We start from the raw sequence: 11,579 nt of genomic DNA, 5'->3' as shown, positions 1-11,579 counted from the left end.
TATGGCAGATAATTGCCAAGGTCTACGAAATCGGTAAATTTGATGAGGCGTGCGATATTGCCGCATATCCTACCACAACGGGGAGTTGGCTCGCCATCCCGTGAAAGTGGGCGTTGAAAAATTTTGTCACATTTGCCGTCACCATCACCCGTTCCGCTGGACGGCGAGTCGCATCAGGAGGGATGGCGACCGCGTGAGTCGTGCTGAGAGCCAATGGAGCCTGACATGAAAGCGGGCAAATTTGCCAGCGACCAAATCACGAATTTCTTTTCGCCGTAGGACATCCAATTGTGGCGGTGGGAGACGCCGCGAGCTAATCTAATCGCGTTGCAAATGATTCACGTTTGGATCGTTTGCGTTTCATCTGTTTGGTTTGCTAAACGAGACTGTCAGCTAATGTCACAAAAGAAGTTTTACCAGATCGCCTGTAGCGTGTTGCTCGGCGCCTCGGTCTGCTTGCCGATGGTCAGCAGCAATGCTGCATTCGGTGAAGAAGAGGCGGCGAAGAAACCCTCGATCAAGGCGGTGATGAAATCGTGTTTCAAGGGACCTCTACTCAAGAAGGTTGCCTCGGGAACCGCTACCGACGAAGAGAAGAAAGAATTGCACACGATGCTTGTTGCGATGAGCAAAGCAAAGCCACCACGCGGTAGCGAAGAAAGCTGGAAAAAGCTCAACAAGCCGTTGGTCGAAGCAAGCCAAAAGGTAATCGAGGGCGATGCGCAAGCTCCCGCGATGCTGAAAAATGCTGCGAACTGCAAAGCTTGCCATAGCGAACATAAACCAAGCTAGGTCAATTGGCACAGCGGATCGTCGAGGAATTGATTGTTGACGACGAGGCTGCAGTTCGATCACGACAAATAGGACAGGGACAAGTGATTTTGCTTGACCCTGTCTTTATTTTTTTGGCGATGGGTTTAGTGAAACGCTTGTTTGACCTCGGGACGCATCAGCACGATGATCGCCCAAATTCCGAACGGGATACCGATGAAATAGCAGGGGCTAATGCAGGGAATGGCAGCCATGATCGCGCCGGTCAACGCTAACGAGTAGTTCTTCATCCCCTTCATTCGGATCGCGGAAAACAAGATCAAACAATTGATCACGATGATCACACACGATCCGAACACTCGAATGAATATCTGTGTTTCTTTGTTGATTCCCGCATTGTTTGCTGGCAACCGAGCTGCTGCGCCGCTGAACAACAGGAATGCGTCAACGCCCATGGCAATCACCATGCATACGATGCAGATCAGCGACACAATGATCAGTGATATCGCAGGTGCGCTAACGGCTGCGGCGGCGTTTGAGACATTTCCAGGACCGCCAAATTGCCCCGGATCATTAGCATTGGGGCTGTAGGGGTTTGGCGGGAAAGGGTTGTTCGACATTTATTGCAATCCGGTTTTTCGGTAGCGGATTTTGAGGAAGCGGGGCTCAGGCGAGACTTTTAGAACGTGCAGCAAATCACAGCGTAAGAATCGTCGATTTCCGCAACAGCAATCCTGGTTTCTAAACTTCGAGAAGGCGTTTATTGGTTGCATCAGAGACGCAATAATAAACGGTCGTCGGAACCGATCGAAAGTAGGTTGTGCTATGATCGGAATTGATTTCCCCAAACTTTCCTCCCCACCTCTTTGTATTTGGAGCACGCTCACCAATGACATCTCTCTCTCGACGCGGATTTCTGGCGGCAACGTCAACCGCGGTTGCTGCGGTGGCCCTGCCATCGACGGCAATCGCAGCGAAACCCAAACGCGCCCAATTGGGCATTCAGCTCTACTCGCTTCGTGGATACAAGGTGGACGAGGCACTGCGTCACGCGAAAGATCTTGGGTTTGATCAAGTGGAGTTCTACAGTGGCATGCTGTCGACCGATGCTTCGCCCGAGGAAATCGCAAAGATGAAAGCCACGGTTGCCGAGTTGGGGCTTTCGATCTCGGCTCATGGTGTCAATCGATTTGGCGGCAACGAAGCGGCCAACCGTAAGATTTTTGAGTTTGCGAAGTCGCTTGGGATTCCCACGATTACCGCAGACCCAGGCCCAGAATCGTTCGACAATCTCGATGATTTGGTCAAGGAGTTTGATATTCGGATTGCGATTCACAATCATGGCCCCGGTCATCGATACAACAAAGTCGTCGATGTGCTCAACGCCATCGAGGGGCGTGACGAACGAATCGGGGCGTGTGCCGACCTGGGGCACTACATTCGTTCGGGTGAAAACGCGACCGATGTCATTCGTTCGCTCAAGGGACGATTGTATGGCATCCACTTAAAAGATTTCGCCGAGATGAAACAGAAGACCGAGGGAGTCATTTTGGGCAAGGGACACCTCGACGTCGAAGGTGTCTTCTTTGCACTCGACGCGGTCGGTTTTCCCACCGACGGCGCCGTATCGCTTGAGTACGAGGAAAATCCCAGCGATCCGCTTGCGGAGATTCGAGAGTGTGTTGTTGTCGCTCGCGCGGCGATGGCCAAGGTCGCCGGTTAGAGCTTGCCGCGTCTGAAGTGGTGGCGGCGGCCCGGCACATCGCTGCTCGGGGGACGTCGGGACAAAAAAACATCGACTTGGGTGACCAAGTCGACGTTTCGAGCGCTGTGATCCTTGCGCCACATGACCTTTGCGTTATTCGCTATCGGACGCGGCGGGAGGACGTTTGGGGGTTCTGCCCCCAGCTTCGGCATCAGGGCGTCCATTGCCTCGCATGTTTTCGCGGCCACCGCCTCGTCCCGCTTCACCGAAACGACGCATCGCCGACGTCAGTTCTTCGCGTGAAATCGCGTCGTCGTTGTTGGTGTCAATTCCTTGCATACGATCTCGCATTGGTTCTGGGATTTCATCCCCGGTCAATTTGTCGTCCGAATTCGTATCGCGGCGTTCAAACAACATGCGTGCGAATTGTTGCGGATTCTCCATCGCCTCACGTGGCATGTCCCCGCCACCTTCACTCCGTGCCGGGCCTCGACCGCGATCGTCCCCGTCACGAGGGCGGCCTGCGAAATCACCTTGCGGGCGAAGTTCCTCAAACGTCAACGAACCATCGTTATTCTTGTCCAATTTGCGGAGGGCTACCGCGGCGTTATCGATCTCGTCTTTCGAAATTTTCCCGTCGTGATCGGCGTCCAACGCGGCGATGATCGGCATCCGTCTCATCATTTCTGCCGCTTCAGGCCCGCCCGGACCACGGTCACGGGGGCCTCGATCATCCGGACCGCGCTCACGAGGTCCGCGGTCGTCAGGTCCGCGGTCACGGGGACCTCGTTGTTCGCCATCGCGGCGTTCGCCATCACGTCGGTCTCGCTCCTGCTCACCCTTTTCCTGGTCCTGAACCGGCTCTGCAAAAGAGGGCTGGATTGCTGGCACAGTCAGTGCGCCGGCAAGAAGTACGAGTCCGGTTGCTCGTTTCCAGGAAACAAGAGGATTCGGTCTGATCGGGAGGGAACGATCTGCGATCTGTTTTGATAAAGTCATGGTTGTTGCCTGCTAAGAAGGATGGGGGGCGGTCACACTTCAATCAAACCCCTGCAAGATCGTCGAGTTCCGCCAGAATTAATTGTCAATGGCAAAACCGTTTTATGACGCATGCTATGATAGGGTCGCCAACTGGCACTCAATGAATAGCATTGTCGAAAAACAACGTCGGATAACAACACTTCAAGAGATAAATTGAATGCAACGATCTTTGGTGGCTTTTGTAGCTTTCACACTCGCGGCGACTCTGTTTTCAAGTGGCAGTGGATTTGCCGCCGATTCCCCCTTGGTTTACCAAGGCACCGACGGCGTCGGCAGCGGCAAGCACATCGTCTTTCTTGCCGGCGATCACGAGTATCGTAGCGAAGAGGCGTTGCCGGCGCTTGCACGTATCCTCGCCAAACGGCACGGATTCAAATGCACGGTGCTCTTTAATATCGATCCAGAAACGGGTTACATCACACCGGGGAACAACAACATGCCCCACACCGATGCGGTCAATTCAGCCGACTTGTTGGTGTTCGGTTTACGCTTCCAAAATTTTCCTGCCGAACAGATGCAGCCGATCGCGGACTATATCAAACGAGGCGGCCCGGTCGTCGGCACTCGCACTAGCACCCATGCGTTTAAGATTCCCGCAAAATCACCGTTCGCAAAGTTCGATTTTCAGTACAAAGGCGAAGAGATGAAGGGGGGCTTCGGCCGGCAAGTACTGGGCGAGACCTGGGCTGGTCACTATGGCCGGAACCACGTAATGAGCACTCGATTAGAGATTGTTCCCGAGAACGCGGAGCATCCAGTTTTGCGAGGTGTCGAGAATCCTTGGGTTGAAGCCGGTGGTTATTGGACCGACCCCGAAGCGAACAGCGTTGTGCTTGCGAATGCTCAACCGTTGCAAGGAATGACACAGGATTCGCCTGTCGCCGACGACAAGAAACCGTGCCCCGGTGCGTGGGTGCGAACGTACAGGGGCGAAAATGGAAGCGAAGGACGCGTTTTCACGACGACCTACTGTGCGTCCGAAGATCTCCGCAATGATGGTTTTCGGCGGATGATGATCAACGGATGCCTATGGGCATTAGGGATGGAAGACGCAATCACGGGCGAACTGAATACCGAATTCGTCGGCCCTTACGATCCATCGACCTTCAGCTTCGGCGGGTATCGCAAAGCGGTGAAGCCGCAGGAATTGGCGGGATGGGATTCGCCGATCATGCCCGCTCGCGACGAAGAGGCTGCGAGCGATGCAAAGCCTGTCGCAAAGAAAAAGAAGAATGCGGCGAAGTAGTGTTTCGCGAAGTCAACGCTGCTCCATCGAGCAACGTCTGGAACCCACGGCGACGCGATGACGCGTCGCCGTTTTTTGTTTGCAGTTTCGGTCATCCCCGAAAACGAAAGTCTTGACGACTTCGGCTACAACCAAATGTGTCGCTTTCTAAAACGACATCGCTGGTGATCTATCGTTCGGATTGCAGCGTTGTGATCCCAGCGTGGTGATCCCAGGGCGATCAACGACCATCCGGCGGACGATGCTACGCGAAGCCGTCGCGTGATTTGCGGCTCATCAACTCGTTGGCTTGTTCATCGTCGATGAATTGCTCTGATTTCGGATCCCATTTCAATTCACGTCCCAACATCAACGCGATATTGCACAAGTGGCACGACGTCATCGTGCGATGATGTGACCAGACGTCCGAAATCGGCTTGCCCCGATCTTCGATGCATGCGAAGAAGTTGCCCATGTGACTGCCTGGCTTCTTGCCTTTACACAGTTCGATAATTTTTTCGTCGAGCTGTTTCCGATCTTCGTCACTTAGCTCATCCACAGGGCGACCTTCTAGCTTGCCGCGATTGACAAAAATCCGTCCCTTGTCGCCTTCGAACAGGATCCCGTTTTGGAAATCAACATTGTCGCCTTCGCGTTTGTAGTGGCTGTTGACGCTCATCAGCGAACCGTTCGCGAAGGTCAAATCGACATGGAACTCGGTTGCGGTGTTGTAGCCGTTTGGTAGCGACGCTTCGCCGTTAAAGAAGGCATTCCAATTGAAATCCGAAGGCACATTCTTGGTGAATTTCCCGGTTCCGGCGACTTTCACGGGGCCATCTTCGCCGGGCGCGAGCGCCCATTGTGCGATATCGATATGGTGGGCACCCCAGTCGGTCATTTTGCCGCCCGAGTATTCGAAGAACCAACGGAACATGCGGCGACGTTGTTCACAATAGCCTGCTTCGGGTGCGGGCCCGACCCACATGTTCCAATCAAGATCCTCCGGCGGATCCTCGGTTTCGAAGGGCCCCTCGTTGGGCGCACCGCCGATGGCCAGGTAGGCGTTGACGTTCTCGCCGAGCATGCCGGTATGCACCATCGCTACTGCGGTCAGAAACAACGACTTGCTACTGCGCTGTTGCGTCCCGACTTGGAACACTCGTCCGGTTTCTTCGACCACTTTTCGGATCTGCTTGCCTTCGTCGATCGTCAAGGTCAAAGGTTTTTCGCAGTAGACATCCGCGCCACTGCGAAGCGCGGCGATCGCGATCGGGACGTGCCAATGATCCGGCGTACCGATGGTGACGACTTCGGGCTTTTCTTTTTCCAGCATCTCGCGATAGTCGCGATAGGTGTTCAATTTGCCCCCAAACGCTTCGTTGAATTCCTTGGTGTGCAAATCGTCCACATCGCAAACAGCCACCATTTTGGCATGCTTTGCCGCGTCTCGAGCGATGCTTCCGCCGCGGTTGTAGCGTCCGCGGCTGCCACCGACACCGATGGCGGCGAGACGAAGCTTTTTCGGTTGATCGGCGGCAATGGCAGGACTGGCCACGGCGGCGATGGAGCCCGCCGCAGCGGTGGTTTTTAAAAAATGACGACGTGATGTTGACATGAAACATTCCGTATTGGGGAGAGAGTGCGTGTGAGTTGCATTCGCTTGTGGCATCCAAGCGTGGCACGACCAGACCGACGCACCGAAAAAATGCGAAGCGTTTCTAAAATAGCGGAAAACCAGCTGTGTCGGGGCGATTTACGCACCGCAAATTCGGAATTTGTCAACGCATCTCTAAACTGCGCGTCCGCTGAACCTTCGAGGGTTGGACTTGTTACGATCTAAGTTGATTTCGCCTTTTTAAGAAAGATCGACCGTAATCCCGTCCTCGTGACGGGATCTTAAAGACAGAGTTTGGCGGCCGCTGGTTCTGCGTCAAAAACCCAACACTGGTCCCCTCTTTCAAACGACAACATGAATTTGGCTATTGAAGTTCGAGTGGCGATCGATCGAACAAAGACCAGACGTGATCATGATGGAAAGCACCCGCTCGAACCGATCTCGGAAGTGCTTCGCGCGGGAGGAATTGTTTTGCTGTTCCTCGAAGGGACGCGCGGCGAGCCTGAGAAACTAGAAGCGTTTCAAACCGGCGTCGCTCATCTTGCCAAACGGCATCCAGACGTGCCAATCACGCCGGTTTTTATGCATGGGTTGGGCAAAGCATTGCCCAAAGGTGAGGCGCTGCTCGTTCCGTTTTTCTGTGACGTGTTTGTCGGCGAGAAACTGAATTCCGAGTTGCCAAAGAAGGAATTCATGAACCAGTTGAGTGACTCGTTTGCGAAACTTTCGAAGGAACTGCCGGTGCAAACGTGGTAATCTGTTTGCGAATGCGTCTCTCGTCTACTGTATAATTTCCTTCATCGCAATCGTCGTCATTGCAATCGTCGTGCTGGACTCCCAGCTTCCAGAGGTACATCGCATGGCAAACGAGATCGTTTCGGACTCAGGACAATCGAGTTCACTGGCTGATTCGCCGCGTGACCAGCTGCTGCAATTTCGTTTATCGACAATCTTCGTGCTAACGTTGATCGCCAGCATCTTGGCTGCGTTCCTGCGTCCGCGTGGAAACGATTTGATGATTGCAGGGACGGTTTCAACGATCAGCATTCTTGCCTTTGGCGTTTTGATGGGCAAGCTTCGCCCGCCGTTGATGCAGCGGGTGTTTTGGGGCGTGGTTGTCGCCGCGATGATGCAGGCGGTTGCATCGAATACGATATTGTTAGACCGCAAGGGGATTTATGGTTGGCCAATCGCGGCGGGATTTGCAGCTGTTGTCGCAGCGGGCAACTCGAATCTGTATCGCCGCATGATCCAAGGTGCCATCGCCGCCGCAACGGTGGTGGCGATCTACATGGTCTCACTGCCGGCGGACTCGATTACCGGGGGCGCGAACACGATTTGTGCGGCGATTGGCGGAGCGTTACTGGCTGTGTTGGTGGACGTGGTGAATTGGCTGCAACGCAGAACCAAGGTTCCTCTTCCCCTCACGGGGCTTGCGCTCGTGTTGGCGGCGATGGCGTTTGCCGTGATCGCCCCCATGCTGATACCCGGTTGGTGAGTCGTCGTTTGCTGCTCCGCAAGCATCGCGTTTACTTGACGTTCTGTTGCGGAATAAAAGAAATTGCGGCGTAAACGGCGACGATACTGCTTCGTTGGCAACGCAAGTCGCCGGGTGCACGAACGCCGTCGTGTCAGGTTACAATCTGGGCACCACTTTCCATTCCTATCTACTTAGAGAATCTCATGCAAGGAAAAGACGCGATTCGATCGGCCATGAAGTTAAGCGACATGGTGTACCGAGCTTATATGAGCGACATGGACGACTCGGAATTGTTGCGGCGTCCAAGTGAAGGTTGCAATCACATTGCCTGGCAAACCGGGCACCTGATCTCATCGGAAGTATCATTGGTTGAGAGTATCGCGCCAGGCAAGGGCTACGCGTTGCCTGAGGGATTTGCGGAAGCACACGCCAAAGACAAGGCAAACAGCGATGATGCGTCTGGGTTTTTTGGCCGTGACGAATATCTCGCACTGTGGGACAAAGTGCGTTCGGCAACGCTCGAAGCAATCGACGGGATGAGCGACGAAGATCTTGATGCCGAATCCCCCGAGCATTTCCGAGGTTTCTGTCCGACGGTGGGTGACGTCGTCATGCTGATAAGTACGCATCCATTGATGCACGCTGGGCAACTTGTTCCTTTGCGCCGCCAATTGGGCAAGCCAGTTTTATTCTAATCCCATTGCCTGTGATTCGTTAGCAAAGCGACGCGTGATCATGGACACGCGTGCGAACCCGCAAAGAAATAACGTGTCGTTTGTGGGTGATGAAACCTGCATACGAACCGATCCGAAAACCCGATCCAACGCAGCCTCGCGGCGTTTGCCTGATCCCGTTGCTGACCGGCCGCGTGGTGCAGAGGAGTGACGGCAGTCTTCATGCCGTTGTCAGCACAATCGATCCATCTCAGCTGCAGCACGCCTTGGTGCGATGGAGTCAAGCGGGACGGCCGAGTAAGTTCACTCGTGAAACACTGCCAATTCCAGCGGGAGCGTTTGCCCGAGTCAGCAGAGACGAGCTGCATTTGGCGTCGTCGGCACTCGCATCCCTTTCGAAACGTGAGCTGCAAAAGCGGACGCGGCTATCCCACGAACAATGTCGTCGTCGACTGGATCAACTGTGTGCAGCGTTGGACCGGAACGTCATGAAGCCCAGAGCGTCCTCTGCCGACGAGTGGCATCTATTCCCATGGGGGCAAGATCTAATTTCCGATTCGGCATGTTCCTGGCAATCGTTGGTCCATTGGCTCGGCGACGATCGCGGTTTAAAGACATGGACCGACGCGATGGCATCACTCGAAGGTCACCATCGACGCCCGGATTGGTGGAATCTTGCTCGCCGATGTGTTGCCATCCTCTCCCATTTTGAATCCGAATTCCCTGATCTTGATGTCCATGAACGAATGCGTCGCTCGCATGTTGTGTATCTGCTTGCGATTGAATTGGCGAAGAAGCCTCACGAACTGGATATCCAAATCACATATCCCGATCGAATGCTGTCTCGCAAACGAGGCCAAAAGTGGGTCGTGCAGCTCCGTAGATCCATTCAAAAACAAATGGAGAACGCCGAGGTTTGGAGTGCTCATCGTGTCCCCGCAATCTTGGCTAGCTGGGCTTCCATTTCTTCGACAAGGTCGTTCGACCGGACCCCGATCCTACGTTGGGTGTCCAAACGTCGGGGGCACGCGATCGACGCATTACTGCAGATGGCTGGGCAATTGAGCGCCTCCGAGTTTCGTAAACTTCTTTCGTTCGAGAAATGGCTTGACGAAGTTCCTGAGGATCGGTGGTATCGCCTTGCGAAGAGCAAATTGTCACACCATGCCCTGCAGACGACCCTTGAAAAAGGATGTTTTTATCGGCTGCATCATCAGCGCGGTGATCGAGAGATGTGGAATGCGATCTATGACCTAACCGGACGGTATTTTGCAGCGGAAGGGCATCGCGTGATCGGTGGGGTTTATCGAAACTGGTATCGCTGGGCAAAAACTTGGCCCTCGGTATGTTGGACATCGGATCGGACCGAACGATGGATTGCACTGCTGTCGAACGTGAATGATTTGGTGGTGCTAACCCCCGCACTGTTGCGACGTTTCGGTGGTTGGCTTGATTCGATGCAGCGTGAAAGCGAGAGATCCCAAATTGATATTGATCCGATCTCCAGAACAGACGCGATGACCCAACTCGCCGCACGGCGATTGCGAATCTATCGGGGAGCCGTTGGTCATGAAACCAAATGGCCACGCTCGATCGCTAGCCGACTCGAGTTACCAGTCAAATGGCAGCGAGAGTTTGAGTATCTCGCGCAGGGCGAGCGTGCGGAAAACTTGAACGCACGTTCTCGGCAGCGGCTCGATCACTTGCGAATCACTCCGACACCCACGTTGCCCAAGATCAAATCGCTACGTCAACGAATTCGGCGTGCCGGACTGAGTGCATCCCATGATGCCGTTAAAACATGGCTGCTTCAGCGACAGCGTGAATACTTTTTGTCGCTCGGGGTTTCGCCCGCAACGTTAGCGATTGATTTGAGTTCGCCATCAGATCGTCTGGGCGATTTTTTGACATTGTTGGCGACGCTGCCGTTGGCCAGTCGAAAATTGTTGCTACAAGGACTGCGGCGGACGAAAGATCAGCAAGCATGTGTCCGCCGAGTGGGGTACAAACAGACGGGGCGGGCTAATCACGATTGGATGCAGCGAGCAGAAGCGGCTGGAATCGATCTCGCCGCATGGTTTACCGATCAGAATGTCGAAATCTCGATGGCTGGAGCCGCCGAGGCAGCTTCGCGAGCAAAACCGCTAAAGATTCAGGTGACCGCAGCGGCCGAGTATCTACTGTGGATGGGGCGACCGTTTGGTAGTTGCCTCGATCTTCGCGGCGGGGCGTACTGTGACTCTGTGGTGCCGAACTTCTTGGATGCGAACAAGCAATTAATCGTGTTGCTTGATCACGATGGACAGATGGTGGGACGCAAATTGGTGGCGATTAGTCGCGACGCAAAATTGCTGGGATACCATCTGTATCTTGCAACCAACGGGGAACACGAATGGGCTCGCAATAAGGTCACTACTGCGGTAAACCAATTTTGTCGAACCTGGGCGACTGCAATCGGCATTGAGCTTGCGGTTTTGGGAAATCCACGCACGTTACATGGAAATTCTTGGTACGACGACGGACCCGAATCTTGGGAATAGCCCGAATCTGGGGTATAGCCCGGGTAACCGTTGTATTCGTATGCATTGTTCGTTTCCGTGCAGCATAGAACTTGTCCAGTCGTACAGACGTTCAAGTGTGGTTTACGAGAATTTGCGAGGTAGGTGAGTGCCACCCGGTGCGGCCGCGGCGATCCGCGGTTTGCCGAGTGAGTTTTCCATTAGTTTTGCCTGAATAATTGAGGCGAAACCGGTATGAAAACGCGTTTCTGACGCATTCGCGAACCTTGGGTGGCTGCAACTGCGTCTCTTTGGGGACTTGCTTCGGCAACACGGATCGCAAAAGATGTTGACGGAAGACGTGAGTTTTTGAACACTGCTTTATCAGTGCATCGACAACACTCGAAGTCAACTTTTATCGTCGCCAAATCACCATTTGATCTTGTCCGAGGCTAAATGCCGTCTACCCTTTAGAGGGGCTCTTGGTGCCGATAAACGCAGAACGATCACTCAGTTTTGGTTTTTCCCAAAACCGTAAATATCTCCTTTGCGGTGTTTTTGCTTGCCTTA

At 54.0% G+C, this 11,579-nt stretch carries 10 protein-coding genes; 7 read left to right on the top strand and 3 right to left on the bottom strand.

All coding sequences use genetic code 11. The features are described 5' to 3' along the window. Nucleotides 1–396 precede the first annotated feature (396 nt). Nucleotides 397–792, top strand: a complete 396-nt coding sequence (locus tag ABX962_RS18510) for a hypothetical protein (protein WP_372721518.1) — start codon at nt 397–399, stop codon at nt 790–792. Between the two features lie 125 nt (nt 793–917). On the opposite strand, the gene ABX962_RS18505 is transcribed toward ABX962_RS18510, so the two are convergent. Beyond that, nucleotides 918–1,391, bottom strand: a complete 474-nt coding sequence (locus tag ABX962_RS18505) for a hypothetical protein (RefSeq protein WP_372721517.1) — start codon at nt 1,389–1,391, stop codon at nt 918–920. Between the two features lie 269 nt (nt 1,392–1,660). Between ABX962_RS18505 and ABX962_RS18500 the strand changes: the two genes are divergently transcribed. Beyond that, entirely contained in the window at nt 1,661–2,494 is an 834-nt protein-coding gene (locus tag ABX962_RS18500; protein WP_372721516.1) for a sugar phosphate isomerase/epimerase family protein, read from the top strand. A 135-nt stretch (nt 2,495–2,629) separates the two neighbouring features. Here ABX962_RS18500 and ABX962_RS18495 read toward each other — a convergent pair whose 3' ends face one another. Continuing rightward, complete coding sequence (locus tag ABX962_RS18495) at nt 2,630–3,475, bottom strand: EF-hand domain-containing protein (protein ID WP_372721515.1); 846 nt, start codon at nt 3,473–3,475, stop codon at nt 2,630–2,632. A gap of 199 nt (nt 3,476–3,674) precedes the next feature. Between ABX962_RS18495 and ABX962_RS18490 the strand changes: the two genes are divergently transcribed. Then, nucleotides 3,675–4,763, top strand: a complete 1,089-nt coding sequence (locus ABX962_RS18490; RefSeq protein ID WP_372721514.1) for a ThuA domain-containing protein — start codon at nt 3,675–3,677, stop codon at nt 4,761–4,763. Between the two features lie 244 nt (nt 4,764–5,007). On the opposite strand, the gene ABX962_RS18485 is transcribed toward ABX962_RS18490, so the two are convergent. Then, nucleotides 5,008–6,357 (bottom strand): Gfo/Idh/MocA family protein, encoded by a 1,350-nt coding sequence (locus ABX962_RS18485; RefSeq protein WP_372721513.1) that lies wholly within the window; start codon nt 6,355–6,357, stop codon nt 5,008–5,010. A gap of 354 nt (nt 6,358–6,711) precedes the next feature. Here ABX962_RS18485 and ABX962_RS18480 point away from each other — a divergent pair, with 354 nt between their 5' ends. From ABX962_RS18480 to ABX962_RS18465, 4 genes are all read left to right on the top strand, one after another. Continuing rightward, complete coding sequence (locus ABX962_RS18480) at nt 6,712–7,113, top strand: lysophospholipid acyltransferase family protein (protein ID WP_372721512.1); 402 nt, start codon at nt 6,712–6,714, stop codon at nt 7,111–7,113. 103 nt (nt 7,114–7,216) lie between these two features. Continuing rightward, on the top strand, nt 7,217–7,855 hold the full coding sequence (locus ABX962_RS18475; protein ID WP_372721511.1) for a hypothetical protein: 639 nt from the start codon (nt 7,217–7,219) through the stop codon (nt 7,853–7,855). 185 nt (nt 7,856–8,040) lie between these two features. After that, on the top strand, nt 8,041–8,532 hold the full coding sequence (locus tag ABX962_RS18470; RefSeq protein WP_372721510.1) for a DinB family protein: 492 nt from the start codon (nt 8,041–8,043) through the stop codon (nt 8,530–8,532). An 89-nt stretch (nt 8,533–8,621) separates the two neighbouring features. Further along, nucleotides 8,622–11,051 (top strand): hypothetical protein, encoded by a 2,430-nt coding sequence (locus ABX962_RS18465; protein ID WP_372721509.1) that lies wholly within the window; start codon nt 8,622–8,624, stop codon nt 11,049–11,051. Nucleotides 11,052–11,579: the final 528 nt, after the last annotated feature.

Source organism: Novipirellula sp. (assembly GCF_041583735.1).
Lineage (GTDB): Bacteria > Planctomycetota > Planctomycetia > Pirellulales > Pirellulaceae > Novipirellula.
This window is presented reverse-complemented; position numbering and strand designations above follow the sequence as displayed.